Origin of the sequence: Mucilaginibacter sp. (assembly GCF_028288205.1) — a bacterium.
Lineage (GTDB): Bacteria > Bacteroidota > Bacteroidia > Sphingobacteriales > Sphingobacteriaceae > Mucilaginibacter.
In genome coordinates, this window is record NZ_JAQBOD010000007.1 from 21,707 (window position 1) to 46,712 (window position 25,006).

A 25,006-nucleotide genomic window follows, 5' to 3' on the forward strand; every position below is an offset into this window, starting at 1 on the left:
ATTCACTTAATTAACATTCAATGAAAAAAATATTATTTGCAGCAATAGCATTATTCTTGTGCGGTAAATGCATGGCGCAAGAGCAATTGGCCTTTCCGTTTCAGGGAGGTAAAGAGGTAATGACCCGGTTTTTTAAGGATAGCCTGGTAGTATCGCCGGCAATTGTGCAAAGAAAAGCTGCCGGGTTAGCTATTTTTAAATTTACTGCCGATGAGAAAGGCTCCATCAGGAAAATTATTATTTATTATGCTGATGACCTGCTGTTAACACAGCCGATTATTGAGGCGCTAAAAAAATCAAACAATAAATGGATAATTCCTGATCACGAAAAATTTCATGATTTTATATTGCCCTTTACTATTGGTTTTAATCCGCCGGCTGTTGGTAATACTGCTTTACAAAAAGCCATATATAATTTTTATACGCACCGTAAACCGGTACTCACTTACAACCAGGTGCCGCTTGATATGGCGACTTTATTGCCTACGGTAGTAATAAATTACGACCTGGTTCCATAATAGCCTTACCCCAACCGTCTTGGCAACAGTTTGCCTGTAACGTACCCTGCCCGGATAGTAACGGTTATTACGTTAAAAAAGGCGATGTAGGTGTTTCACAATTTAGTGAAACACATGAAACACCCTTTTAGGTTAACCTATTGATATATAGTTATTTAACAAAATGAGTGAAACACTTTGAAACAGTACAAAAGCTTTAGGTAAAATAGTATAAATATCTTATAATAAGCATTTTATGCTGTTTTGTCGATTTTTGCAAAAATAGGGTGAAACACCTGATGTGAAACACTTTTTTTCTCAAACAATATGCGGAAGCCCGGGCCGTATACTGCCTGTTAATGGGCTATTACCCTTTGGAGAGGGTGAGGTGAAGCCAATTAAATTTAATAAAATCCGACTGCTCAGAAGTTTCGTAGGTAGATAACAACACTACTAAAGCATGAGCAACAAACTAAGTTTTAAGCTAAAAGCCATAGCGGCTGGTATCCGTAAAAAGAGGGAATTTAAGAACTATACGCAAGAACATATGGCGTATAAGCTAAATATTTCGCAAAATGCCTATAGCAAAATTGAGCTTGGTTATACAAAAATAACACTCGAAAGGCTTTTTCAAATTGCCGGGGCGCTGGATATAAATGTGAGCGAGCTGCTTGATCCTGATCAGGATGATTTAAGTGAGCCCGGCCTTTTACATAACGGTACCGATTGACAGAATTCTATATTTGCAGGATAATTTGTAAATATGGAGCACAATACAATCATTCATCAAACAAAAACTTTTGTACAGGATACCCTAAGGAATGCCGAAGGCGGGCATGACTGGTGGCATATATACCGGGTTTGGAACAACGCCAAACTAATAGCCCAAACCGAATCTGCAGATTTGCTAACTGTAGAACTTGCGGCCCTGCTGCATGATATTGCCGACAGCAAATTCCATAACGGCGATGAAGAAATTGGCCCCTTTACCGCCGGTAGTTATTTACAAAGCATAGGCATTGATAAAGAAACTATCCTGCATGTGCAGAATATTATCAGGTACATGTCTTTTAAATCAAGCTTTGATAAACATGCGTTTTACTCAAACGAATTAGCTATAGTACAGGATGCCGACAGGCTGGATGCCATAGGCGCTATTGGCATTGCACGTGCTTTTAATTACGGTGGTTTTAAAGGCAGGGAGATATATAACCCCGAAATTGCCCCCGACCTTAATATGAGCAAAGAGGCTTATAAAAATTCAACCGCGCCTACCATTAACCATTTTTACGAAAAGCTGTTATTGCTAAAGGATAAAATGAATACCGATACCGGCAAACAACTTGCCCAACAACGGCATAATTTCATGGAAAGTTATTTAGAGCAATTTTATACAGAATGTAATTAACAGGGAAATCGCTTTTAAAAATTGACTTACCAAACAGGTCGTCATTTACCCATAATGGCGATTTTTGGGCTAAAGCCGGTGCCAATTCTTTTACGGGACCGTCACATAAATGTGACGGCAATGATAGCAAAATAGTTTTTTCATTGCCGTTTGGCTTCAGCCAACGGGCTAAGATTATAATTATAGGTGGGCTTTAGCCAAAACCGGTACTTATATTTGGGAGCTATGCGTGCCTGCAATTTTAAAAGCGATTGCCCTGGTGTAATTAATAATATTTAGGCATGTCTAAAAATATTGTTAGCTTTGTCTAATATTATACTCTCGTGATCATGAAAAAACACATACCCCTGTTTATATTTTTAATAAGTACTGTAAATTTTGCCTTTTCGCAAGATACTATAAAGCAGGACCGTTTTAGCTTCCACTTTCAGCAAACTATAATTACGCAGCATAAACCTGCGTTTAGCGCAAAATATAGCGGCGATAATAGCTTACTTACGGGTACCGAAACACAAAGCTCTATAACTTCAACTCTTTTTGGCGCGGCGCGGTTATGGAAGGGTGCCGAAGTGTTTTTTAACCCCGAAATATCAGGCGGGGCAGGTTTAAGCAAAACATTAGGAGTGGCTGGCTTCCCTAATGGAGAAACCTTTAGGGTAGGTAGCGCGTCGCCTGCCATTTATATTGCGCGGCTATATTTTAAACAGCGCTTTGAATGGGGCAAGGATATGGATACGGTTGAAGCTGATGTCAATAAATTAGGCGGGTTAAAAAGCAAGCGATATTTTTCAATAGTGGCAGGTAAATTTGGCATGGCCGATTTTTTTGACGGAAATGAGTTTAGTCATGATCCACGCTCGCAATTTATGAACTGGGCCCTGATGGATAATGCCGCCTGGGATTATCCGGCAAATACCCGGGGATATGCTTTAGGTATTAATGCAGAGTTAGGTCAGCCCGATTGGACGCTTCGGTTTGCCTTCACCATGTCTACCACAGAAGCAAACGGTTCTGTCTGGGATCAAAAAATAGGCAAAGCCAATACCCAAACGCTTGAGTTTGAAAAGCGCTATACCATCAACGGACTAAAAGGAACCGTGCGCCTGTTAGGGTTTAGAAATAATGGTAAAATGGGTAATTATAACCAGGCTTTAGCATTGAGTCCGGGTGCACCAAATGTAGATACTACGCAAGCCTACGGCCGCCACAAATATGGTTTTGGCATTAATGCCGATCAATATTTAAGTAAAGACTTTGGCATATTTGCCAAAGCAAGTTATAATGATGGCCGTACCCAAACCTGGTATTTTACAGAGATAGACCGCTCTATAAGTTTTGGCGCACAACTTAGCGGCAATGTGTTATGGAACCGTAAAGACGACCAATTGGGCCTGGCATTTATTGGCAACGGCCTTTCGGCACCTCACCGCAATTATTTGGCAGCCGGTGGTTACGGGTTTTTAATTGGCGATGGCAAACTAAACTACAGCACCGAAATGATAGCTGAGCTATATTATAAGCTAAATGCCTATCAGAATAAATTTTTTTTAACACCCGATTACCAGTTTATTATTAACCCTGCTTATAATAAAGACCGCGGCCCGGTTAATGTGTTTTCTATAAGGGCGCATGTGGAGTTTTAGATTATCCGGAAACTTGCGAAGTTTTAGAAACTTCTAAGTTTGGTCTTTCAGCTAATGTAAAAAATCCAACACACAATACGATAACAGTATAAACATCGTTAATTCGCAGTATGAAACATATTGTTACCCTAATTATCCCCCTGCTAATTTTAGTAACTGCTGCATCCGCCCAAAAGACGGCCATAAACAAAGCCACAATTAAATTTCAATTAAAAAACCTGGGTATCAATACCGGCGGTACCATTAATGGTTTGCAGGCCACTATACAGTTTGCACCTGATAAATTAGATAGCAGCACCATTGAGGCCTTGCTTGACGTAAGCTCTATTAATACCGAAAACGACCTGCGCGATAAACACCTGCGCAGCGATGAATTTTTTGATGTAGAGAAATTCCCCAAGATCACCATGAAGTCCATGTCCTTTAAACATAAAAGCGGCGATAATTATACCGGGCAGTTCAGCCTTACTATTAAAGATAAAACCAAAGTATTTGAAGTGCCGTTTATTTATACCGCTACAGATAATACCGCCACGTTTAAAGGCGGCATTAAACTAAACCGCCTTGATTTTGGTATAGGCAGTAAGAGTTTAGTTATGAGTAATGATGTGTCTGTAAGTATAGAGGTGGATGCGGCTAAGTAATAGTTTTCTTTCTACATGTTTGTGGGTAAGTAATCAAATCTTCAAGTAGCTTCGCATTATCGCTTGGTGATGCTCTTGGCCGCTAAGGCCCATTCCATTACTTTTTGCTTGATCAAAAAGTAACAAAAACTGAGCGCAGCGACCTCATGAATACCTATAAAACAAACAATAGATGAATAAATCAAGTCAGCAAAGAGGCTTCTTTGCCGCACAAGGCCTTTGCGCTGCAAATCAGGAAAAACCTCGGGCTGCATAATTTTGTTCCATATCTCGCAAGGGCCATTGCCCGGGCAAAAAGACGCTATGCCCCTCCCTATGCGCATTGGCCACCAGTTTTTCCTGCTTTCGCCCGAAGCTTATTTGCTGACGCTTTGTTCAACAGGACCTGCATTTTTCATATTAATGAACAATCAAAAGAAGCGTTGGGCTGTCAGGGCGCGCGGCCGGGAGTCTGGCCTGTGTAGTGGCAGCGATCGTCCTGACTTGATCTTTTGGTTACTTTTGTATCAAGACAAAAGTAACAGCCTTAGCGGCAATTGAGCGCTACGACGCTGACAGATAACACGCACAGTGTCGCTACGCTAACCATAACAATTAATTAACCTAAATCTAACTCAATCAACTTATTCAACTCAATCAATCATCCACTAATTTTATAACTTTACCCATTATGAAATTACGTGTATTGGTTTTTATAAACGCGCTGGCCGTAGCTATTACGCTGTCTGTGGTAAACTATTATTTCAGGCATAGCTTTTATGATATGGCTATCACCTTTATGGCTACCATCATTACCAGTTTTGTTGTTTTTTATTATTTGATAGAGAAATATGTTTACTCAAAAATAAAGCTCATCTACAAACTTATTCATAGCCTGAAACTGGGCCGCGATCTGCGCGATGCCCTGGGCGAACACATGAGTTCCGATCCTATAAACGATGTAGAACACGAAGTAAAAGAATGGGCCCGCGAAAAGAAAACCGAAATTGAGGGGCTGCGCACACAGGAACGGTTCAGGCGCGATTTTTTGTCGAACATATCGCACGAGTTTAAGACACCGTTATTTGCCATACAAGGATATATTGAGGCGCTTCAAGATGATGATTTTGATGACCGCGATATGGCCCGCCAGTTTTTAGAAAAAGCATCACGTAATGTTGACCGCTTGAGCTACCTGATAAAAGACCTCGATGAGATCTCTAAATTAGAGTCGGGCGAGTTGCCTATTAACTACACCAAGTTTAAAATTAACGATCTGATAAAAGAGGTTTTGGAGTCGTCTGAAATGAAGGCGAACCAGCATAACATTAAATTAATATTCAAACAAAAATATGATGAGCCTATACAGGTAAGTGCCGATAGGGAAAAGATTACCCAGGTACTGGTTAACTTAATTGACAACTCATTTAAGTACGGAAAAGAAAATGGAAATACGTGGATAACGTTGTTTGATTTGCACGAACAGGTGTTAATTGAGGTTACCGATGATGGTATGGGAATTGAAGAGAAGTATCTTCCACGGCTGTTTGAGCGGTTTTTCAGGACAGATACCAGCCGGTCGCGGCAGATAGGAGGGTCGGGCCTGGGGCTTGCCATTGTTAAGCATATTGTTGAGGCGCACCAGCAAACTATTAATGTGCGTAGTACAGAAGGGTTGGGGTCTACCTTCGGCTTTACTTTGCAAAAGGTAAAGCCGGGTTTACAATTCCCTAACATACCTATTCTTAAAAATTAACATTAACTTAACATTGTAAAATTACCTTTGCCGCAAATACCAATAAAATATGTCATTAAATAGCATCTTTCAATATTTCGTTCCTAAGGATAAAAAGATATTTTTTCCTTTGTTTGAACAGGCGTCAAATAACGTTGTAGTAATGGCAACCGTACTTGTTGAAGCTGTTAACTCAAGTAATCCGGCAACCCGCGAAGAGCTGTTTAAACAAATTGATAAGCTGGAAAACAAAGGAGATGAAATTACACATCAGGTTTATCTGGAGCTGGGTAAAAACTTTATTACCCCGTTTGACCGCGAAGATATACATGCCCTGGCAAGTGCTATTGATGATGTTGCCGATTATATACAAGGCGCGGCAAACCGCATGAACCTGTACAGGATAGATGATTATAATGAGCATATACGCAAACTATCAGAACTGGTATTGCAGTGCAGTATTGACCTTGAAAAAGCGGTGCGCGAATTAAAGGATCTGAAAAATGTACGTGCTATTGCCGATTCTTGTATCCGTATAAACAGCGTAGAGAACCAGGCCGATTATGTGTTTGACCGTGCCGTTGCTGATTTATTTTTGTATGAAACTGACGCTATCCGTTTAATCAAATACAAGGAAATATTGTCAGCATTAGAAACCGCCACTGATATGTGCGAAGATGCCGCTGACGTTATGGAATCCATTTTAGTTAAAAACGCCTAACCAACCTATAATAAATGGTTACATCCCTATTAGTTGTTGTAGTTGCGCTGGCGCTTATTTTTGATTATACCAATGGCTTTCATGATGCCGCAAACTCTATTGCCACCATTGTTTCTACCAAAGTATTAACCCCTTTCCAGGCGGTGTTGTGGGCAGCCACGTTTAACTTTATAGCCTATTTTGTAGTTAAGGACCATAAAGTAGCTAACTATGTAGCTAAAATTGTTGTGGAGCATTATGTAACCATGCATGTAATACTGGCCGGTTTAATTGCAGCTATTACCTGGAACTTAACTACCTGGTGGTTTGGTATTCCATCAAGTTCATCGCATACCCTGATAGGTGGTTTTGCAGGCGCGGGGATGACCAATGCCATGTACATGGGCGCCGGTGCCCTGCACGCGGTAAATATGCATTACATACTGCCAATTTTACTATATATTGTACTGGCTCCGTTTATTGGCCTGTTTGTAGGCTATCTTATTACCATAATTATATTGCACATCTGCAAAAATTCAAGGCCCGCCGCCGCCGAACGCTGGTTTAAGGCTTTGCAGTTAATATCATCAGGCTTATTGAGCTTTGCGCATGGAACCAATGATGCGCAAAAGGTAATGGGTATTTTATACCTGGCATTAATATCATCAAATATTATTGGCACCGGGGCCGCAATGCCCGAGTGGATACCGCTGGCATGCTATTCGGCCATCGCGTTAGGCACCATGTCTGGCGGATGGAAGATCGTTAAAACCATGGGTACCAAAATAACCAAAATAACCCCGTTAGAAGGTGTAAGCGCCGAAACTGCCGCAGCCATAACCTTAGGCTTTACCGAACATTTTGGCATCCCGGTATCTACTACGCATACTATTACCGGTTCAATTATTGGTGTGGGCTTAACCAAACGGGTGTCAGCCGTACGCTGGGGAGTAACTATTAACCTGGTTTGGGCCTGGATAATTACCATCCCTATATCTGCCTTAATCGCGGGCCTGGTATTTGTATTGCTGCGCGCATTAGGGTATTAATCCATTTTAATTTTTTAGTTTTATAGCATGAAAAGATTCTTGCTGGTACTCCCGTTATTGCTCTTTGTTGTAGTTAGTGCATCGGCACAACTTATCCCCACATCACTTGAAATTGGCACAGCCTTAAAACAGGCACTTGAACAAGGCACCGCAAAAAGCGCCGACCAGCTTTCGGCAGTAAATGGCTTTTTTGGCAATGCCGCAGTAAAGATACTTTTACCACCCGAAGCACAAAAGGCAGAAAAAACCTTGCGCGGCATGGGTATGGGTAAAGTATGTGATGATGCTATCCTGTCGTTAAACCGTGCTGCCGAAGATGCCGCTATACAGGCAAAACCTATTTTTATCAATGCGATAAAACAAATGACACTGACTGATGTAACCAATATTTTATTAGGTAGCGCTGATGCGGCAACCCAATATTTTAAACGCACCACAACGGCAGAGTTGATTGCCAAATTTCGCCCGGTTATAGAGGTTAGCTTGAATAAGGCTAATGCTACCAAGTATTACGCAGCAGTTGCCACTACCTATAATAAGGTACCATTTGTACATAAAATAAACCCGGATATTGTGGACTATGCAACCCAAAAAGCTATAGATGGTTTATTTATTGAAATAGCTGTGCAGGAACTTAGCATCAGGCAGAATATTGGTGCATCGCGGTCTACACAGTTATTGCAAAAGGTGTTCTCTTTTGCTGATAAGAATAAAAAGTTTTGATAAAATATATTTATCAAGTTGTAATTTAATTATCTTGCATTAATTTAAAAATCAATTATAATGCAAACAGGAACAGTAAAATTTTTTAATGAAACAAAAGGCTTTGGATTTATCAAATCTGATAGCGGTGAAGAGATCTTTGTACATGTGTCAGGATTAAGCGATCAAATTCGCGAAAATGACCAGGTTACATTTGATGTTCAAGACGGCAAAAAAGGCCTTAACGCGGTAAATGTAAGAGTAGCTTAATACTATATTTATTGATGGGAAAGCATCCTCACGTTAATGTGAGGATGCTTTTTGTTTTTGGCGGATTTCATCAGCATCATTATATCCACAATGCTGCCCCGGTATCTGTTATACACTTAAGTGTTTTAATATATTTATACTCCATTTTTTTAGTGTAGGCTGTAAAAGTTACCCCACCTGCTTTAAATAATTTTTTATGCGCAAACCATACCAGCAAGGAGGTAGCGTAAAAGAAATATTTATAAACTATGATACGCCAGCTTTTAGAGAATTGGCTTTTGCCCTCAAATATTATAGCCAGCCGCTCTGTCTGGAAAGTGATATGATACGCTTCGTCTATTAATATATCGGTACATATTTCTTTAAGCAATTGGCACCGGGTAGCATTTTTAAGCGCCTGGTAAAATATCTGCGCGGTGCTTTCTACAATAATAACGGCCAGAGTCCAAATTTCTATGCTGGTATTAAAGTATCTTACTTTTCTAAATAGCGTATCGCCCCAGTTTTTCTTTATCCGGGGTTTGCCTATCAGGTCAAGATAGCTGCCTAAATTATTGCCATGTTTTTGTTCTTCTTTAATAAATAGTTTAACAGCGCCCACGTATGCCTGATCGCCAATTTTAAAAGCATATTTGGTTGATGCCGCTATTAAATGTTTTCCTTCGGATGTTTCGCCCAGCTGCCAGGCCTGTAACGAGTGTAAAATCGCGGCTATCTCATTATCGGTTATGTTTGGCGAAAGGGTCCAGTTTACTCTTTTTTCGGTTGCATTGGCCCTGAAATGGTTTATCCAATATTGGCTTGTATACATGGCGTAAAAGTTTTAAAGATTAATGATTTTGATTAGAGTTTGTCCCAGTTAATTTTTCGTGAGAAATACATCAAAGTTGAAACGATAATGAATAAGGCAATACTGCCAATCAATAGGGCCAGGTCTTCCAATTGGATGATCACAAAAATGAAGACATAAAATATAGTCAGTATCATTGCGAATAGTATAGCTGCCATTTTGTTTTTCAGCAGTGATGCGATAAAAATCGAAATAAGCGTTATAGTTGCCACCGATGCGATAAGATATGCCAGGTTATACCCGATCTGCTCAGAAAACGAGAGTAGCAATGTGTAATAAATGATCATAGCCGCACCTATCAATATATAATTAAACAGATGTATCTTTTGCTTACTTATAAGCTCTGTAAGGAACAGCGAAATGAATGTAAGCAGGATGATCAATATACCATACTTGCTGGTACGCATAGTTTTTTGGTACTGATCTACCGGGACCTTCAACTTTACGCCGAATATGGCATTGCCGTTATGTGTCATTTTATTAATCGTGCTATCGTCAGCTGTCCATTGCTGCTCAAAAGGCCGGTTGTAGTACAGCATGCGCCATTTTGCTGTAAATCCTTTTTCGTCCACCTTCCGATAATCCGGGAGATAGCGGCCCGAAAAACTTGGTGTTTTCCAATTACCGCTAACTTCCACATCGGTGGTTTTCCCGGTGTGCAAAAAGCTCAGCTCCTTACTGCCTTTTAGGTCAAGCAGAAAATCAAAAGTCACTGGTTGGTCTTTTGTTGATGTAAGATTTATATCAGCCTGCAACCCGTTATTAAATAATCCCTTTTCATTAAATACCGGTTCGGCTTGTAATGATTGCCCTGCCGATTTAATAATAGGATTAGTTTTCAAGCCCTTCAGATCAGATATACTGAAGGTTAGTTTTGCTTTATCCAGCATTAATTGGTCAGCCGTTATTGCCAGCTTATTCAGTCCGGTCCTAAAATCGCCCCAAACTTTAACCTGCGTATTGTATACTACAGTTTCGTACATGCCGCGGTGTAATGTTTCTGAGTTTACAAGGGCTTTTATATGAAGGTTCTCTGGCAATACATAAAAATTTTCAATAACCTCTTTTATAATTACTTTATTACTGGCATCTCTATCTTTAAGCTGGCGTTTGTACGGTATCACCAATACCGGCCCTTGTATTAACTGGCTTGCCGACCACTTATCCGATACATCTTTTTCCATCTCGTCGTGTCTTTTTGCTCTTTCGGTTATCAGGCTCTCGATCATAAAAGACGGGATAAGCAGCAATATTATCAGTATACCTATAAACATTAATTTTACGGTCACCGACTCCTTGAGCCAGCCCATAAATCCTTGCGGTTTTTGTTGTTCGTTTTCCATTGTTGATTTTAAAAAGTACTTTGTATTTCAAAGTAATAGAGTAAAAAAATATAGTTTAGTTTTTATTGCTTTTTATTATTTGCTCCAGTGCATCTAAATGAGCAGCGAAAGCTTTCTTTCCTTTTTCGGTTGCTTCATAATTGGTATTGGGTTTACGGCCCAAAAATGATTTATTTACCAATATGTATTCTTCTTTTTCCAATCCCTTTAAATGCGATGCCAGGTTACCATCGGTAATATCCAAAAGCTCTTTAAGCGAATTAAAATCATACCGCTGGTTAGCCACCAGCACACTCATAATTTGCAGGCGCAGGCGGTTCTCAAAAGCTTTATCTAATTTTTCAAAATTTATCTTCACCGGTCGTATTTTAAGTACATCACGCTACCATACACAATATGCAAAACGCCAAATCCAAGGGCCCAAAATAGTAAACCATAACCGGGTAAGCAAGCAGCAATTAAGCCTAATATAATTTGGCATATTCCTAAAAACTTTACATCACTAAAAGTAAAATTACCCGCTGCTAATAACGCAAGACCGTAAAATATAAGCGATGCGGGAGCCACAATGCCAAAATAACCACGATACAGAAATATAATAATCAATAAGCCGCCTGTTAACAATGGGGCGGCCATATTAAATAATAACTCCCTGCTGGTTTTACCCCAAATGGATTGTCCTTTTCTTTTTGCTTTTTGATAAGTTAACAGCACGCAGGTTGCTATCGAGGCTATTAATACCACCGCGGCTATAGCAATTAAATAGGGTAACACTTTGAGCAGGTGTAAAAAAGTAACCTGGTCATAATTTAACGGTTCACGTATAAGGCAAAATGCCGCCGCCGCGCCAATTAGTGCATAAATTCCTGCCAGTATGCCGGATAAACCGCTAAGCGATATAAATTTTGATGACCGCTCCATCAAACTGCGGATGGACGCAAGGTCATCCTGAATTTCTTTTTCCTTCATATAAAAGTACTTTGTAATTCAAAGTAATGGATAAAAATTTAATTATGCAAATTTTATTATGGAAAATTTAAATTAAAGTCGTTAAGCGGCTCTGTCGGGCATTTCTCTATATATTTTCCCATCCAACTCACAACCGCCTTTAGCATGTTGAGGATGTTTGGACATAAACGTGCCCTGCGTGATGGAGTGTCATTATAGGCGAAGCGTGGCAATCGCGAACTTTGCGGCGTGCGATTGCCACGCTTCGCTCGCAATGACAAGTCGGTTATTTAAGCTTAGCCAGTGCTTTCTTTATCCTCGGGATAGCCTGTTCAATATCATCCAAAGTACTGGCTCCTACAGATGCCCTGAACCAATTTACGCTATCATCTGTACCAAAGGCAGAGAAAGGGACAAAAGCTATTCCGGCTTCTTTTATCAGGTAAAAATTAATATCCGCAGAATTATTTAGTATGGTTCCTTCCGGGGTAGTTTTGCCGGTATAGTCAATTTTTATGGTAAGGTAAATGGCTCCCATTGGTGCGATAGAGTCAACCCGGAAACCATCAGTTTTTAATTGCTGGAAACCTTTATGTAAGGCGTTAAGGCTATCTTGTATCCTTGATTTTAAACAATCGAGATAGGTATTTACCTTATCATCCTCAACAATATATTCAGCCATAGCTACCTGCTCTGCCTTTGGCGACCATGCGCCCATGTGGCCCACAATAGCCTTCATGTTGTTGATAATAGCTGCAGGGCCAAAACCCCAGCCTACACGCACACCCGTTGCTGCAAAGCATTTAGATGCACCATCAACAAATATTACGTAGTCTTTCAACTCGGGGCGCAGCGTAACAGGGTCAAAATGCTGGTTATCGCCAAAAGTTAATTGCGAATAAATCTGGTCGTATAAAACGTAAAGTGGTTTTTCGCCAGCTTGTCGGGTTTTATTTTCGGCAATTACCATATCGCAAATATCTTCCAGGTCCTTTTTATGAAACATGGTGCCGGTAGGGTTCAAAGGCGAACAAAGGGCCAGTAACGCGGCACCTTTAATATGCGGGCGCAAGTCATCTGCCGTAGGCATAAAATTATTTTCGGCAGTGGTTTGTACTATTATGCCCTGGGCCTTTAGCAAGTCGCAATAATGGTTATTGTTCCATGACGGTGCCGGGAAGACAACTTTATCGCCCTCATCAACAACCGCTAAATAGGCCGAATATATCAACGGCCTTGACCCGCCAGAAATTAATATCTGGTTAGGCTTATAATCTAACCCCAAACGATTTTTTAAAAAGGCCGAAACACTTTCGCGCAAGCTTAACACGCCATCAGCGGGCGGGTAGTTGGTTTGGTTATCCGCATAAGCGTTAACAATACCCTGCTTTAATTCGTCAGGTATGGGATAGATATTCGAGTCGTAATCGCCGATGGTTAAGTTGGCAATATTTTGGCCCTGGCGCTTTAATTCATTGATCTCGCCGGCTATCCTGATAATTTCAGAGCCGCTCAGGTTTTCGGCTAATGCAGATACTTTCATTTATTTGAGGTAAAATTGAGGTTAAAGATAAAAGGCGAAAGGTAAAAGGTTTTATATAATCCCAAACAACCTTTTACCTTTAACCTTTTACCTCGTAACCTATAATAAACTTATCCCACAAGGGGTTTTCTTAACTTAATTATCCTAACCCAGTGCATTAATTTCATCACAGGGTAAACCGGATCAAACTCATACCACTTTGCAGCAAAATTGGAGTTATTTGGGCGCTTATGATGGTTATTCTGAAACAACTCGCCAAGCATTAAAAAATCTAACGGAATGGAGTTTTTTGATTTATCGCCGTTATCAAAATTGGAGTAGCCATATTTATGACCGCACCAGTTTACAATAGCGCCATGTATAGGGCCCATCATAAAGTGAATTGGCAATAATAAAAACATCCACCAATGCGTAGCAAAAGCAATGTAGAATACTACATAGCCAATACCAAACAGAATGCGCGATATAAAGGTGGATCCCCAATAATCCAGCAAGCGCCACTCGGGGTAGTTGCCTTTAAACTGTGCTTCGGGCTCTTTTAAACGTTTCTCATAAAGCTTATAACTTAACGCGGTGCGCCACATCATCTGGAAAACATCCCTGAAAAAATAAGGCGAATGCGGATCCTTTTCGGTATCGCTGTAAGCATGATGCTCGCGGTGCATAATTGCATACGCACGCGGATTTAAATATGATGAACCCTGGCAAATAAACGTTAGCATGTGGAACACACGCTCATTAATTTTATGGGTACTAAACATTTTGTGTGAAGCGTACCGGTGAAGAAAAAATGTTTGAAAAAATAAAGAAAGGAACCAGTGTGCCAGGAAGAATATTAAGATGATCACGAATTGATATTGATTTATATGTATTGTAATTAACGGCAAAGATACAATTTAAGTTTTTACCGCTGATAAAGTAATTGTTAAATAAAAATCAGGGCTGTTATAAATCAACAGATCAGCTAATAACTGTATCATTATGACTTTACTTCTTGCAGACTATGCGGATCAATAAATTTCAAGCCTTTTATATTTCTAAAGTCGGATGCATTGCGTGAAACTAAAACCAATTCATATACAATGGCTGTAGCAGCGATTATTGCATCAGGTAATTTGGTTTTGTAATTTTTACGTATGTCAATACTTATATCTACAATATTGCTTGTTAAATCAAATATCGTAGCATCACTCATGAAATTGGTAAGAAGTTTATAATGTTTATCTGGGGCATTAAAACCAAGAACCTCAATTTTGGTAATTACTGAGATATTAGGGACATTATCAATAATACCATTCATAAAATCCATACCCTTAACAGGAAGTTTTTCACCCAGATAATCAATTACCGCATTTGTATCAATTAAATACTGCGGGTGTTCCATTCGTTACGGCTTTGAGCTATGTAATTCTGAAGTTCGTCTGCAATATCAGAAGGTAATTTACCGGCATATTTTTCAGAAAGCTTTTGTTTTGGTTGTACGCTTTTCTTTAAAACTTTGATAATGTGCAAATCTTCCAGGTCTTCTAAAAGCTTGTAGGCTTTGCTGTCATTTATTTGTACGAGTACTGTTTCCATTTTTTTATTAATTATTCATACATCTGTGAATATTAACAGAACGGTATTATTCAAATATACAATTAAACTATAAATGATTTTATAATGATGTCATTAATTCATCTTATTTAATACACTTATAATTCAAACATATCTGCCAATAATTTATAAGATTGCAGCCTGTCATTAAAATCTTCGGCAATAGTTACTGCTATAATTTCATTAACGCCATAGCTTTCGGCTAATTGGCTCAGGCGTGCTTTTACCATATCCGGCGTGCCGGCAACTACGCGCTGGCGGTTGTAACGTATGCGGTCCTGCTCGTGCAGGGTGTATTCGGTATCTTTTACATCTTCATAGCCAAATGGCGACAGGCCCAGGCCCTTTTCAAACTGGATAAAGCGGTAATCCATTATGGCTTTATGCTGCATTATCTTTTCCTCATCTTCCGAGCAGAAAACAAATATGGCCATGTTAGCTTCGGGCTGTGCCAGGTCCTGCGACGGTTGAAAGCGATCTTTATACAACTGTACCGCCTGCGGCCCGCCAACAGGATTTATAAAATGCGCGAAGGAAAAACCCATACCAAAATGCGCGGCAAACAAACCGCTTTGCCCGCTCGAGCTTAGCAGCCACATAGCAGGAACAGTTTTTACCTGCGGGATGGCGCGAATTTTTTGCTGGATAGTACCCGGATCTGCAGTATCATGAAAATAGTTTCGCAGATCGGCCAGTTGTTCCATGAAATCCTGCTCGGCAAAATGGTTTGATGGATTAAGTATAGAAGCCGTAATACGATCGGTACCCGGCGCGCGGCCCATGCCCAGGTCTACCCGGCCAGGGGCCAATGCTTCCAGCATCCTGAAATTTTCTGCAACCTTTAAGGTACTGTGGTTAGGCATCATTACCCCGCCCGAGCCAACACGTATATTTTTTGTTTGCGATGCCAGGTAGGCTATCAATACCTCGGGGGTCGACCCGGCCAAACTGCCGGTGTTATGATGTTCTGATACCCAAAAACGGGTATAACCCAATTGGTCTGTATATTTTGCTAACGCGATGGTTTCCTGTACGGCCTGCTCGGCAGTAACACCTTTCCTGATAGGGGATTGGTCCAATACGCTTAGGCGGATTTGATTTGTGTTCATGAATATATTAAAACACAAAAGTACAGAAGCGGTTGTAGAGGGATTGTAAAGATTTTCGTCTTCGCCCCAATTAGTTATTAAAATGATATAAAAATACCACCGCCCCGGTGTAAGCAGGTTTTTTCTCACCCTCAATTTCCATCTTCACGCCTATAGTAGCTTTGGTAATGCCTCTTAAATTCACTATCGCATCAAGCTTGCATATTAACCTTACACGGGTATTTACCACTACAGGTTGGGCAAATTTTATATTTTCAATACTGTAATTGATCAGCATTTTAAGGTTCTGTACCTCTACGATCTGGTGCCAGAAATGCGGCAGCAACGATACTGTTAAATAACCATGCGCTATGGTAGCATTAAACGGACCTTCGGTTTTGGCCCTCTCAGGGTCGGTATGTATCCATTGATGATCTAATGTAGCGTCGGCAAACTGGTTTATTTGCTTCTGGGTGATAGTGTGCCAGGGCGAGATACCGATCTCTTTATCTAAGTGAGATTCAAATTCGTCGTAGTTTTTAATGATTATCATGGATCAGAAATGTGGGTTCAATAAACGGTGCTGTAAAAATAGCAAACCTTAGCACATTTAAAAATCCATGATAACTTTTAAATTATTACACCAATACAGATCCGCCATCAACCACTACTATTTGCCCGGTGCTATATTGCTGCCCGATAAGATATAAATAGGTTTGTGCAATATCCTCCGCTTCGCCTATGCGTTTTACAGGCAGGTTATTGCCTGCACTTGTGTATAAATTCTCGCGTTCTTCCTCGCTCATGGCCGACCATAAATTGGTTCGCACAACACCCGGCGACACTAGGTTTACTCTCACAGGGGCCAGCTCAATTGCCATAGCACGTGTAAAGCCTTCCATCGCAGCACAAATACTTGCACCTAACGACCAGCCGCTGCCCGGCCTAAGGGCGGCAATGCCACCGGTTAAAGTAATGGAGCCGCCTGTATTAATATAAGGCGACGCATATTTAACCGCCATAAAAGCACCCCAATAGCGCAGGTTAAAAAACCGTTGTGCATCTGCCACGGGAACATCCGCAATGGTTACCAGCTGTAATGACTCGCCGGCTGTATATACCAAATGGTCAAACTTGCCCAGTTGGATAAAAAAATCTTTTATTTGTTGTTCGTCGGTCAGGTCAACCGCAAAGCCTTTGTTACCCGCGGGTAATTCTACCAAAGCATTATCAATACGTTGCTGATTGCTTGATACGATGACGACCGTTGCACCCTCTTGGGCCGCTGCTTTAGCTGTTGCCAAACCTATGCCCGAGCTGCCGCCCAGTATTACTACTTTTTTTCCTGTTAAAGATCCGTTTGTTTTTGTTAGCTGTTCCATTATTAATTGTTTAATGGCACAAATTTCTGCAACGCAAAAGCGGCAGCACTTAACAAATGGTAAAAAGCGACCGCTAACGAAAGTTTTTTCGGATACGGCTAAGCGACTGTGGTGTGATGCCCAAATACGAAGCAATATCACTTAAAGGCACACGCAATGCAATTTCGGGCTGGCGCATCATGAAATTTTTATATCGGGTAGTCGAGTCCTGACCGAGGTAGCTGTTTTTCAGATCTATTTTATCCAGTAATGCTTGCTGGGTTATTTGGTCTATTAATCCCTTTAAATAAGGTAGCCGCTCATAAAGTTTAGTCAATGCCGGGCGGCTAAAAACCATTACATCCACATCACAAGCGGCGCTAATACCTTCGTGGGCTACAACATTATTGTTAAAACTGTTTAATATGGTGCAAAATTGGTTCTCCTTTAAAAAGAAATAAGTGATCTCGTTGCCACGTTCATTCAACATCATAATACGCAAAACACCTTTAACAATAAAGTACATTTCGCGACAAACAGTATCTGCCCTAAAAAGATAATCGCCTTCTTTATAGTTTCGGTTTTCCGTTGCTGCCAATATCAAAGCTTCATCTTCCCCGGGGATATCGCGGAATAGTTTGAGGAAGGAGATAAGTGCGTTGGACATGTTGCAAATTACAAAGACTTACGAAGTTTAATTCGATATTGTTTGTTTTTTTAAGACTCATTGAGGGCTTCGCCGTTTAAAGACTTCGTAAATCTGGAGCATCTTATTTAAACATATTTTTCAAAGCAGCCAACTTAACGGCCATATCCGTCTCCACTTCCGACTCTTTCTTTTTTGGCGGAGGATTATAAGCCGGCTTGGCAGGCTGATTGACTTTAGTAACCGGCGGACGACTCTCTTTTTTAGGCTCGTCGGTTTTCATGGATAACGATATCCGCTTGCGGTTTACATCTACTTCGGTAACGGTTACTTCCACCTGTTGGTGTACTTTTAGTACCTCGTTGGGGTCTTTAATAAAGCGGTTGGTGATCTGGCTCAGATGTACCAGGCCATCCTGGTGCACGCCTATATCAACAAAAGCGCCGAAATTGGTAATGTTGGTTACTATACCCGGCAGCTTCATGCCTGCTTTCAGGTCTGTAATACTGTTTACACCATCGGTAAAACTAAAAGCTTCAAACTTTTCGCGCGGGTCGCGACCGGGTTTGGCCAGCTCGGCCATAATATCATTCAGGGTTGGTAAGCCAACGGTTTCGGTAATATATTTTTGCAGTGGGATGCTTTGGCGCAGTTGAGCATCTTTCATCAGATCACTTACCGAGCAGCCTTTATCTTTAGCTATTTGTGCTACCAGCGGATATCTTTCCGGATGCACGGCACTTGCATCAAGCGGATTTTCTGCATTGTGAATGCGTAAAAATCCTGCGGCTTGTTCAAAGGCTTTATCGCCTAAACGCGGTACTTTTTTTAGCTGATCGCGGCGTTTAAAAGCGCCGTTTTCATCGCGGTACTCTACAATTTTTTGCGCAAGCTGCGGGCCAAGGCCCGATACATACGAAAGTATTTGTTTTGACGCGGTATTCAACTCTACCCCAACCGCGTTAACACAGCTGATAACCGTATCATCCAAAGATGCCTGCAACTTATTCTGATCTACATCATGCTGGTATTGCCCAACACCGATGGATTTTGGATCGATCTTTACCAATTCTGCTAATGGGTCCATCAACCTGCGGCCAATAGATACTGCACCCCTTACGGTCACGTCTTTATCCGGAAATTCTTCACGTGCCACGTCAGAGGCGGAATAGATGGACGCGCCGCTTTCATTCACCATAACAATTTCTGCGCCCGGTAAATTCAGCTTGCGTATAAATAGCTCCGTCTCGCGGCCTGCAGTGCCGTTGCCAATAGCAATGGCTTGTATGTTGTGTTTATCAAATAAATGCGCAACAGTCTTCTCTGCCTCTTTGGCCTGCCCGGCACCTGTATGCGGAAATACAGCCGTATATTCTAATAGCTTTCCCTGCTCATCCAAACAAACCACTTTGCAACCTGTACGGAAACCGGGGTCGACAGCCATGGTGCGCTTTTGCCCCAGCGGGGCAGCCAATAATAGCTGGCGGGCGTTCTCTGCAAATACCCGGATGGCTTCTTCATCGGCTTTCTTTTTGGTAATTAAACGTACCTCTGTTTCCATCGACGGACGCAGTAACCGTTTGTAGCCATCGGTAATAGCTTGTCTAACCTGGTCGGCAGCTGCATTATGCCCAGTTATAAATGCTTTTTCCAGTTGATCTATTGCCTCTTCCTCAGGTGGTAAAACATCTAAATAAAGCATCTCTTCCTTCTCGCCGCGGCGCATGGCCAGTATCCTATGTGATGGCGCCGATTTAACGGGTTCTTCCCATTCAAAATAATCTTTATACTTAATGCCCTCAGTTTCTTTACCCGTAATTACACGGCTTTTAAAACTACCTTTCTCCATAAACAGCTCACGTACTTTGGTACGTACGGCTGTATCTTCGCTTATATGTTCGGCAATAATATCTCGTGCACCTGCCAATGCTTCCTCAATGCTGGCAACACCTTTTTCTTCGGATATGTATTTTTCGGCCTCGGCCCCTACATCAAATTTATTTTGGGCGAATAGCAGGTCGGCCAGGGGCTGTAAACCTTTTTCGCGGGCGGTAGTAGCACGTGTTTTACGTTTTGGGCGATAGGGCAGGTAAATATCTTCCAGCAGCACCATCGTTTCGGCGGCGTTAATCTGTTTTTCCAGTTCGGGCGTTAGTTTGCCCATTTCGGTTAATGAGTTTAAAATGGCTTCACGACGTTTATCCAGCTCACGTAATTGTTGTATGCGGTCGCGTATGCCGGCCACCTGTACCTCATCCAAACTTCCTGTTAACTCTTTACGGTAACGGGATATGAACGGAACGGTAGCGCCTTCGTCTAACAAACTAATGGTGGCAGTGACCTGTTTTTCGGCTATTGAAAATTCGGCAGCTAATTTTTTATGGTGAGTTGTCATTTATCTATCCTTATTGGGATAGCGAAATTCGGGTTATGGGTGGATATGTCAAAGGGGTGTTGGTAAATAAACTGAGATTTTTCACTTGTTAATTATTTCAAAAATGTTCAAGAAGACTACGCCGTTATAGGGCTGGAGGGTTTTAGGATTGTCGGCGTTTACTTTTTTACCTTCTCCAAATTTCTTTTTACCCTGAATTTAACTATCCGGGTTACCAGGTCCAAAGGCATTGGTTTGTTTAGCGGGAATTGTAAGGTGCCTTTTCCTGTTTCATAAACCTTGGTTTCTTCTTTAAAAGCTTCAATGCCCATTGGTGCGGGGTAAAAGCCAATATGGTTTTTATAGCCGCCAAAATGCACTAAATTGCCGTTGAGTATAAATGTAGGTATACCGTATTTTATGGCCTCCTGTGCTTCCGGGGCGGCCTCATGTATGGTGGTCCGCATTGTTTGTAATACCTCCTGTACATCTTCGGGATAAGCGGCAATGTATTCGTCTATGTTTTTTGCTGATTCGCCTTTCATGAGCTTTACTTAACCGGTTCAATACAAAGTTAATATCTTGATTTTAAATTAATGGTGTGCAAAAAAGACATTGATAAGGGTGAGATACGACAAAAAAAGCCCTTCCTGGTTGGAAGGGCTTTAAATAATTTATGTTTAATGGTTACTTAGCCGGCCATTTATTGTTACTTACATCGGCATCCATAAATATGCCACCGTCTAAAACAATAGATTTTGCTGTTTTATTGGCTTTGATGGTTATAGTTATATGCTTGTTATTCTTTTCCCAAACGGCAGCTGTAGCATGGGTGCTTTGGGTGGTGCCATCAGTATAGGTTACAATCACATCAAACGGAACCGCGAAGCCGCCTATATTATTTATAGATAGTTTATAACCACCGGCAACCGCTTTGGCATTGTCTAAGCCCAGGTCAATATAACCATTGGTGAAGAACCAATTATTAAAGAACCAATTCAGGTTTCTGCCTGAGCCTGCATTCATCGAATTAAAATAATCCCATGGAATAGGGTGCTTGCCATGCCAGTTATCCATATAAGTGTGCAGCGCTTTTTTAAATAAAGCATCGCCTAACATATCTTTTAATGCCAGATAGCTTAATGATGGCTTGCCATAAGCATTGTTGCCATAACCTGAACGTAGTTCGCTGGTCGGAGTAATGATAGGCAGATCTTCCGTAGTTGCAGGATCATTGATATAACGCTCAACACGGAATTTTTTATAAAAATTATCCGCCTTTTTCTTGCCATTTTCGGCAGTGCCTATTAAAAGCTCAAAGGTAGTTGCCCAACCCTCGTCCATAAAGGCATAACGGGTTTCGTTTATCCCCATATAGAAAGGGAAATAAGTATGTGCTATCTCATGATCCTGCACCAGCTGAGCAAAGCCAAGATCTTTTTCATGGCTATCATTCACCATCATGGGGTACTCCATGTCAGCAAATCCCTGAAAAACGGTCATTTTGGGGAACGGATAAGGTACACCTGGCCAGTTATGCGAGAACCACCCCAGCGCATTACGGCTAAATTGTACCGAATGATGAAAATCTTCTGATTTATCCGGGTAAGCCGCCTGTACACTTGCTGTGCGATGTGTCGCGTCATCAACCAAAACACTTGCGCCATCCCAGTTATAATGGTCGCTTACGCCTACAGTCATGTCTGATATATTGGTGGCGGTCCATGTCCAGGTGTTCATGGCATTTTGCGTGGTAATGTTTTTTGCGGTCAGATCAGCAGGTGTTGCAATATGTATGGTGCTGTCGCTGGTCATGGATGTTTGCAGGCGCTTGGCAAACTCAGGCTGTAAAACCTGGTTAGGATTTTGTAAGGTACCGGTGCTCCATACAATGTAGTTTTTAGGCACGGTTACATTAAGCGTGTAATTGTTAAAATCATTATAAAACTCCTGCGCGTCCAGGAAAGCTAACATATCCCAGCCGTTATAATCGTCGTACACAGCAACCCGCGGATAAAAATAGGCCAGGAAGAAAGTGGTCGAGTCGATCATCCCCTCGCGGTTGCTTTCTTTTGATAGCTCAAAGTGCCAGCTAACATTCATCTTAACCGAATCATGCGGCATTAAAGGCTTAGGCAGGCTGATTGGCTGGTTAGTGCCTGCTGCCCTAACATTATCCCAAACTTTTTTAATGCCATTAACCAGGAAGGTATCTATTTGTATGCCTGGTGTTAAGTAATCGGCACTTGCACCACTAAAGCGAGCCGCAGCGGGGCGGTGAATATTTAATATCAGTTTTATATTAAGGCTCTTTAGCGTATCGGGGCTATTATTAAAATAGGTTATTTGCTCAACACCTTTAACCAAACGGTTGGGCGGTGTCATACTAATAGAGATATTATAATTGCCTGTATTTTGCCAGTAGTTTTTACCCGGTTTCCCATCAAGCGCGCGGGTTTCTTTTTTAAAGGCTTTTTGTATATCGCGTGGCATATACAGGCTTTGGGCATTTGCCTGCAACAAAAACAGGCATAATAAAGCGGAAATTGAGATTGATTTGAACATGTAATAGCGATTTAATAATGATTCAGTTAATGGGTGTAAATGTAGTAAAAGCGAGCTATTACTGCTTTGATTTTATGGAAGGGGAAATGTTACTATTTTGGATAAGTTATTTAGTAAATTTGCTTAAAAGAAATTTGATTATGACCACAGCAGCAATAAGAGAAAGGCTAAATATTTGAAGCTTGGAAATAGTATGAGGACAAGCGGTGTTTATTCTTTATTTCTAAAAGCAGTATTGTTAGAAATTAATCGGGCGTGATGATGGATGGTAAGAATATTAATTTGTTTTTCAGATGCTATCTCATAAATTATCCTGTAATTTCTGAAAATAAGTTCTCTTAGTTTTTCATTGTTCAATTCAGGAACGATCCTGCCTGATAAGGGCTGTTTCGGCAGGTTGTTAATGGCATCTTCAATTTTCTTTTTTTCTAAAAAAGAATACTTTATAGAGTCTCGCTTAATATAATCTACTATTTCTTTAAGGTCAGACCTCGCCGTTTTTGATAGAACTATTTTAACCACTCGTCCATTTCTTTTTTAACATCTTCCCAATCTAATCCCTCGCCATCCTCAATTTCTTTTTGAGCCGTTTCAATCTTTTGTAAAAGCAATACCCGCTCTACCAAATCATCAACAGAAAATGTATCAGGCATGTGTTCAACAAGTGCTGCAACTTTATCTTTTGTAAGCATCGCTAACTCCTTTAATTATAAAAGTAAATATACAAATTTTTTAATCATGCTTACCGCGTTCAAATTTAGTTTAGTTGCTGATTATTTTGGACAGCTAAATCGAAAAAATTATTTAGTAAATTTGGTTAAAGATTTTTTAGCTGTTAGTATAAATAGATTTGTCAACTTTTTAAAAGTTGACAAATCTCACTCCTTAACTTCCAACCTTTCAACTTTTCAACAAAATAACCCAATAATCCACTTGCAAATAAAACAAATAACCGTATCTTTGCAGTCCCGAAAAAGCGGGGTATAATAAGATTTTAATAATTTAAATTAAAGCAAGTGAATACGTTAAGTTACAAAACTGTCTCAGCCAACAAAAAAACCGTTAACAAACAGTGGGTTGTTGTTGACGCAAACGGCGAGATTTTGGGGCGCTTGTCTACAAAGATCGCAATGATCATCCGTGGAAAAAACAAGCCAGATTTTACCCCAAACGTAGACTGTGGTGATAATGTAATAGTTATCAACGCAGACAAGGTAAAGTTGACCGGAAACAAATTCAGCGATAAGCAATATGTTTCTTACACAGGTTATCCTGGTGGTCAGCGTTTCATTTCTCCTAAGGAGTTAATGGCAAAACATCCAACACGCGTAATTGAAAAAGCCGTGCGTGGTATGTTACCTAAAAGTCGTTTGGGCAAAGCATTGTTTGGCAATTTGCATGTATATGCAGGCGCCGAGCATCCTCATGCAGCACAAAACCCAACAACCATTTAATTTTTAAAGGAGAAAAGAAATGCCAACAACAACTAACACTTCGGGCAGAAGAAAAACAGCAGTTGCACGCATCTACCTAACAGATGGAAGCGGAGCAATTATCGTAAACGGTAAAGATTACAAACAGTATTTCCCTACATTGCCTTTACAATACATCGTAACACAGTCAACAGAAGTTTCTGGTTCAACTGGTTTGTTTGATGTTAAAGTAAACGTTGCAGGTGGTGGCGTAAAAGGACAGGCTGAGGCCGTTCGTTTAGCTATCGCAAAAGCCATTGTTGAACTCGATCCTGAAAAGAAACCTTCACTACGAGCTAAAGGTATAATGACACGTGATGACCGTATGGTTGAGCGTAAAAAACCAGGTCGCAAAAAAGCACGTAAGAAATTCCAATTCAGTAAACGCTAATCAACAAAGGAGGACAACAAAATGGCAAGAACAACATACGACGAATTACTGGACGCTGGTGTACACTTTGGTCACCTTACCCGTAAATGGGATCCGAAAATGTCACAATACATTTTCATGGAGCGTAACGGTATTCACATTATCGATTTAAATAAAACCTTAACTAAGGTTGAAGAAGCTGCTGCAGCTATAAAACAAATTG

General features: G+C 40.8%; 31 protein-coding genes. 13 read left to right on the forward strand and 18 right to left on the reverse strand.

Translation table 11 applies throughout. The features are described 5' to 3' along the window. The first annotated feature begins 20 nt into the window (after nt 1-20). The 5 genes from JWR23_RS01175 to JWR23_RS01195 all read left to right on the forward strand — a co-directional run bounded on the left by JWR23_RS01175 (nt 21) and on the right by JWR23_RS01195 (nt 4,192). Entirely contained in the window at nt 21-518 is a 498-nt protein-coding gene (locus tag JWR23_RS01175; RefSeq protein WP_299511876.1) for a hypothetical protein, read from the forward strand. A 439-nt stretch (nt 519-957) separates the two neighbouring features. Continuing rightward, entirely contained in the window at nt 958-1,227 is a 270-nt protein-coding gene (locus JWR23_RS01180; RefSeq protein ID WP_299511878.1) for a helix-turn-helix domain-containing protein, read from the forward strand. Between the two features lie 33 nt (nt 1,228-1,260). Continuing rightward, nucleotides 1,261-1,905, forward strand: a complete 645-nt coding sequence (locus tag JWR23_RS01185; protein WP_299511880.1) for an HD domain-containing protein — start codon at nt 1,261-1,263, stop codon at nt 1,903-1,905. Between the two features lie 329 nt (nt 1,906-2,234). Beyond that, nucleotides 2,235-3,548, forward strand: coding sequence for a carbohydrate porin (locus JWR23_RS01190; RefSeq protein ID WP_299511882.1), 1,314 nt, complete (start codon nt 2,235-2,237; stop codon nt 3,546-3,548). 110 nt (nt 3,549-3,658) lie between these two features. Next, nucleotides 3,659-4,192 (forward strand): YceI family protein, encoded by a 534-nt coding sequence (locus JWR23_RS01195; RefSeq protein ID WP_299511884.1) that lies wholly within the window; start codon nt 3,659-3,661, stop codon nt 4,190-4,192. 56 nt (nt 4,193-4,248) lie between these two features. On the opposite strand, the gene JWR23_RS01200 is transcribed toward JWR23_RS01195, so the two are convergent. Further along, the gene (locus tag JWR23_RS01200; protein WP_299511885.1) at nt 4,249-4,446 is read right to left on the reverse strand and encodes a hypothetical protein; all 198 of its coding nucleotides are present in this window, start codon (nt 4,444-4,446) and stop codon (nt 4,249-4,251) included. A 416-nt stretch (nt 4,447-4,862) separates the two neighbouring features. Here JWR23_RS01200 and JWR23_RS01205 point away from each other — a divergent pair, with 416 nt between their 5' ends. The 5 genes from JWR23_RS01205 to JWR23_RS01225 are packed head-to-tail and all read left to right on the forward strand — an operon-like array spanning nt 4,863 to nt 8,627. After that, nucleotides 4,863-5,927: an ATP-binding protein gene (locus JWR23_RS01205; RefSeq protein ID WP_299511887.1), complete on the forward strand. Its 1,065-nt coding sequence runs from the start codon at nt 4,863-4,865 to the stop codon at nt 5,925-5,927. 49 nt (nt 5,928-5,976) lie between these two features. Next, the gene (locus JWR23_RS01210) at nt 5,977-6,627 is read left to right on the forward strand and encodes a DUF47 domain-containing protein (RefSeq protein WP_299511889.1); all 651 of its coding nucleotides are present in this window, start codon (nt 5,977-5,979) and stop codon (nt 6,625-6,627) included. 14 nt (nt 6,628-6,641) lie between these two features. Next, a complete protein-coding gene (locus JWR23_RS01215) occupies nt 6,642-7,655 on the forward strand; it encodes an inorganic phosphate transporter (RefSeq protein ID WP_299511891.1) in 1,014 nt (337 codons plus the stop codon). 27 nt (nt 7,656-7,682) lie between these two features. After that, entirely contained in the window at nt 7,683-8,378 is a 696-nt protein-coding gene (locus JWR23_RS01220) for a DUF4197 domain-containing protein (protein ID WP_299511893.1), read from the forward strand. 60 nt (nt 8,379-8,438) lie between these two features. After that, the gene (locus JWR23_RS01225; protein WP_299497496.1) at nt 8,439-8,627 is read left to right on the forward strand and encodes a cold-shock protein; all 189 of its coding nucleotides are present in this window, start codon (nt 8,439-8,441) and stop codon (nt 8,625-8,627) included. A 79-nt stretch (nt 8,628-8,706) separates the two neighbouring features. Here JWR23_RS01225 and JWR23_RS01230 read toward each other — a convergent pair whose 3' ends face one another. The 17 genes from JWR23_RS01230 to JWR23_RS01310 form a co-directional block, all read right to left on the reverse strand. Next, nucleotides 8,707-9,438, reverse strand: a complete 732-nt coding sequence (locus JWR23_RS01230; protein ID WP_299511895.1) for a ferritin-like domain-containing protein — start codon at nt 9,436-9,438, stop codon at nt 8,707-8,709. Nucleotides 9,439-9,470: 32 nt separating this feature from the next. Continuing rightward, nucleotides 9,471-10,820, reverse strand: a complete 1,350-nt coding sequence (gene creD / locus JWR23_RS01235) for a cell envelope integrity protein CreD (protein ID WP_299511897.1) — start codon at nt 10,818-10,820, stop codon at nt 9,471-9,473. A 55-nt stretch (nt 10,821-10,875) separates the two neighbouring features. Continuing rightward, on the reverse strand, nt 10,876-11,178 hold the full coding sequence (locus JWR23_RS01240) for a transcriptional regulator (RefSeq protein WP_299511899.1): 303 nt from the start codon (nt 11,176-11,178) through the stop codon (nt 10,876-10,878). Beyond that, complete coding sequence (locus tag JWR23_RS01245) at nt 11,175-11,789, reverse strand: hypothetical protein (RefSeq protein WP_299511901.1); 615 nt, start codon at nt 11,787-11,789, stop codon at nt 11,175-11,177. The genes JWR23_RS01240 and JWR23_RS01245 overlap by 4 nt, the downstream gene beginning before the upstream one ends. A gap of 265 nt (nt 11,790-12,054) precedes the next feature. Continuing rightward, nucleotides 12,055-13,311 (reverse strand): aminotransferase class I/II-fold pyridoxal phosphate-dependent enzyme, encoded by a 1,257-nt coding sequence (locus JWR23_RS01250; protein ID WP_299511903.1) that lies wholly within the window; start codon nt 13,309-13,311, stop codon nt 12,055-12,057. Nucleotides 13,312-13,421: 110 nt separating this feature from the next. Then, entirely contained in the window at nt 13,422-14,159 is a 738-nt protein-coding gene (locus JWR23_RS01255; RefSeq protein ID WP_299511905.1) for an acyl-CoA desaturase, read from the reverse strand. A 131-nt stretch (nt 14,160-14,290) separates the two neighbouring features. Continuing rightward, a complete protein-coding gene (locus tag JWR23_RS01260) occupies nt 14,291-14,695 on the reverse strand; it encodes a type II toxin-antitoxin system VapC family toxin (RefSeq protein ID WP_299511907.1) in 405 nt (134 codons plus the stop codon). Next, nucleotides 14,674-14,889 (reverse strand): hypothetical protein, encoded by a 216-nt coding sequence (locus JWR23_RS01265; protein WP_299511909.1) that lies wholly within the window; start codon nt 14,887-14,889, stop codon nt 14,674-14,676. Before JWR23_RS01265 ends, JWR23_RS01260 begins: the two co-directional genes overlap by 22 nt. Before the next feature lie 116 nt (nt 14,890-15,005). Then, nucleotides 15,006-16,016, reverse strand: a complete 1,011-nt coding sequence (locus tag JWR23_RS01270) for an LLM class flavin-dependent oxidoreductase (protein WP_299511910.1) — start codon at nt 16,014-16,016, stop codon at nt 15,006-15,008. Nucleotides 16,017-16,086: 70 nt separating this feature from the next. After that, nucleotides 16,087-16,548 (reverse strand): MaoC family dehydratase, encoded by a 462-nt coding sequence (locus JWR23_RS01275; protein ID WP_299511912.1) that lies wholly within the window; start codon nt 16,546-16,548, stop codon nt 16,087-16,089. Nucleotides 16,549-16,633: 85 nt separating this feature from the next. After that, complete coding sequence (locus JWR23_RS01280; protein WP_299511914.1) at nt 16,634-17,377, reverse strand: SDR family oxidoreductase; 744 nt, start codon at nt 17,375-17,377, stop codon at nt 16,634-16,636. A 73-nt stretch (nt 17,378-17,450) separates the two neighbouring features. After that, nucleotides 17,451-18,023 (reverse strand): Crp/Fnr family transcriptional regulator, encoded by a 573-nt coding sequence (locus JWR23_RS01285; RefSeq protein ID WP_299511916.1) that lies wholly within the window; start codon nt 18,021-18,023, stop codon nt 17,451-17,453. Nucleotides 18,024-18,126: 103 nt separating this feature from the next. Then, on the reverse strand, nt 18,127-20,397 hold the full coding sequence (locus JWR23_RS01290; protein ID WP_299511918.1) for a Tex family protein: 2,271 nt from the start codon (nt 20,395-20,397) through the stop codon (nt 18,127-18,129). Nucleotides 20,398-20,555: 158 nt separating this feature from the next. Further along, a complete protein-coding gene (locus JWR23_RS01295; protein WP_299511920.1) occupies nt 20,556-20,921 on the reverse strand; it encodes a DUF1801 domain-containing protein in 366 nt (121 codons plus the stop codon). A 142-nt stretch (nt 20,922-21,063) separates the two neighbouring features. Further along, on the reverse strand, nt 21,064-22,941 hold the full coding sequence (locus JWR23_RS01300; protein ID WP_299511922.1) for a M1 family metallopeptidase: 1,878 nt from the start codon (nt 22,939-22,941) through the stop codon (nt 21,064-21,066). 210 nt (nt 22,942-23,151) lie between these two features. After that, a complete protein-coding gene (locus tag JWR23_RS01305) occupies nt 23,152-23,463 on the reverse strand; it encodes a type II toxin-antitoxin system RelE/ParE family toxin (protein WP_299511924.1) in 312 nt (103 codons plus the stop codon). After that, a complete protein-coding gene (locus tag JWR23_RS01310; protein ID WP_299511926.1) occupies nt 23,451-23,633 on the reverse strand; it encodes a hypothetical protein in 183 nt (60 codons plus the stop codon). The genes JWR23_RS01305 and JWR23_RS01310 overlap by 13 nt, the downstream gene beginning before the upstream one ends. A gap of 324 nt (nt 23,634-23,957) precedes the next feature. Between JWR23_RS01310 and rplM the strand changes: the two genes are divergently transcribed. From rplM to JWR23_RS01325, 3 genes are all read left to right on the forward strand, one after another. After that, nucleotides 23,958-24,395 (forward strand): 50S ribosomal protein L13, encoded by a 438-nt coding sequence (rplM, locus tag JWR23_RS01315; RefSeq protein ID WP_299511929.1) that lies wholly within the window; start codon nt 23,958-23,960, stop codon nt 24,393-24,395. Between the two features lie 19 nt (nt 24,396-24,414). Then, nucleotides 24,415-24,804, forward strand: a complete 390-nt coding sequence (rpsI, locus tag JWR23_RS01320; RefSeq protein WP_158994387.1) for a 30S ribosomal protein S9 — start codon at nt 24,415-24,417, stop codon at nt 24,802-24,804. Between the two features lie 21 nt (nt 24,805-24,825). Then, on the forward strand, nt 24,826-25,006 hold a 181-nt coding region (locus JWR23_RS01325; RefSeq protein ID WP_299511934.1), incomplete at its 3' end, for a 30S ribosomal protein S2.

Excerpts from the sequence above, each read along its gene's own strand:
- JWR23_RS01175 (WP_299511876.1), top strand. The coding sequence starts at position 21 with ATGAAAAAAATATTATTTGCAGCAATAGCATTATTCTTGTGCGGTAAA.
- JWR23_RS01180 (WP_299511878.1), top strand. The coding sequence starts at position 958 with ATGAGCAACAAACTAAGTTTTAAGCTAAAAGCCATAGCGGCTGGTATC.
- JWR23_RS01185 (WP_299511880.1), top strand. The coding sequence starts at position 1,261 with ATGGAGCACAATACAATCATTCATCAAACAAAAACTTTTGTACAGGAT.
- JWR23_RS01190 (WP_299511882.1), top strand. The coding sequence starts at position 2,235 with ATGAAAAAACACATACCCCTGTTTATATTTTTAATAAGTACTGTAAAT.
- JWR23_RS01195 (WP_299511884.1), top strand. The coding sequence starts at position 3,659 with ATGAAACATATTGTTACCCTAATTATCCCCCTGCTAATTTTAGTAACT.
- JWR23_RS01200 (WP_299511885.1), bottom strand. The coding sequence starts at position 4,446 with ATGCAGCCCGAGGTTTTTCCTGATTTGCAGCGCAAAGGCCTTGTGCGG.
- JWR23_RS01205 (WP_299511887.1), top strand. The coding sequence starts at position 4,863 with ATGAAATTACGTGTATTGGTTTTTATAAACGCGCTGGCCGTAGCTATT.
- JWR23_RS01210 (WP_299511889.1), top strand. The coding sequence starts at position 5,977 with ATGTCATTAAATAGCATCTTTCAATATTTCGTTCCTAAGGATAAAAAG.
- JWR23_RS01215 (WP_299511891.1), top strand. The coding sequence starts at position 6,642 with ATGGTTACATCCCTATTAGTTGTTGTAGTTGCGCTGGCGCTTATTTTT.
- JWR23_RS01220 (WP_299511893.1), top strand. The coding sequence starts at position 7,683 with ATGAAAAGATTCTTGCTGGTACTCCCGTTATTGCTCTTTGTTGTAGTT.
- JWR23_RS01225 (WP_299497496.1), top strand. The coding sequence starts at position 8,439 with ATGCAAACAGGAACAGTAAAATTTTTTAATGAAACAAAAGGCTTTGGA.
- JWR23_RS01230 (WP_299511895.1), bottom strand. The coding sequence starts at position 9,438 with ATGTATACAAGCCAATATTGGATAAACCATTTCAGGGCCAATGCAACC.
- creD (WP_299511897.1), bottom strand. The coding sequence starts at position 10,820 with ATGGAAAACGAACAACAAAAACCGCAAGGATTTATGGGCTGGCTCAAG.
- JWR23_RS01245 (WP_299511901.1), bottom strand. The coding sequence starts at position 11,789 with ATGAAGGAAAAAGAAATTCAGGATGACCTTGCGTCCATCCGCAGTTTG.
- JWR23_RS01250 (WP_299511903.1), bottom strand. The coding sequence starts at position 13,311 with ATGAAAGTATCTGCATTAGCCGAAAACCTGAGCGGCTCTGAAATTATC.
- JWR23_RS01260 (WP_299511907.1), bottom strand. The coding sequence starts at position 14,695 with ATGGAACACCCGCAGTATTTAATTGATACAAATGCGGTAATTGATTAT.
- JWR23_RS01265 (WP_299511909.1), bottom strand. The coding sequence starts at position 14,889 with ATGGAAACAGTACTCGTACAAATAAATGACAGCAAAGCCTACAAGCTT.
- JWR23_RS01270 (WP_299511910.1), bottom strand. The coding sequence starts at position 16,016 with ATGAACACAAATCAAATCCGCCTAAGCGTATTGGACCAATCCCCTATC.
- JWR23_RS01275 (WP_299511912.1), bottom strand. The coding sequence starts at position 16,548 with ATGATAATCATTAAAAACTACGACGAATTTGAATCTCACTTAGATAAA.
- JWR23_RS01280 (WP_299511914.1), bottom strand. The coding sequence starts at position 17,377 with ATGGAACAGCTAACAAAAACAAACGGATCTTTAACAGGAAAAAAAGTA.
- JWR23_RS01285 (WP_299511916.1), bottom strand. The coding sequence starts at position 18,023 with ATGTCCAACGCACTTATCTCCTTCCTCAAACTATTCCGCGATATCCCC.
- JWR23_RS01290 (WP_299511918.1), bottom strand. The coding sequence starts at position 20,397 with ATGACAACTCACCATAAAAAATTAGCTGCCGAATTTTCAATAGCCGAA.
- JWR23_RS01295 (WP_299511920.1), bottom strand. The coding sequence starts at position 20,921 with ATGAAAGGCGAATCAGCAAAAAACATAGACGAATACATTGCCGCTTAT.
- JWR23_RS01300 (WP_299511922.1), bottom strand. The coding sequence starts at position 22,941 with ATGTTCAAATCAATCTCAATTTCCGCTTTATTATGCCTGTTTTTGTTG.
- JWR23_RS01310 (WP_299511926.1), bottom strand. The coding sequence starts at position 23,633 with ATGCTTACAAAAGATAAAGTTGCAGCACTTGTTGAACACATGCCTGAT.
- rpsI (WP_158994387.1), top strand. The coding sequence starts at position 24,415 with ATGCCAACAACAACTAACACTTCGGGCAGAAGAAAAACAGCAGTTGCA.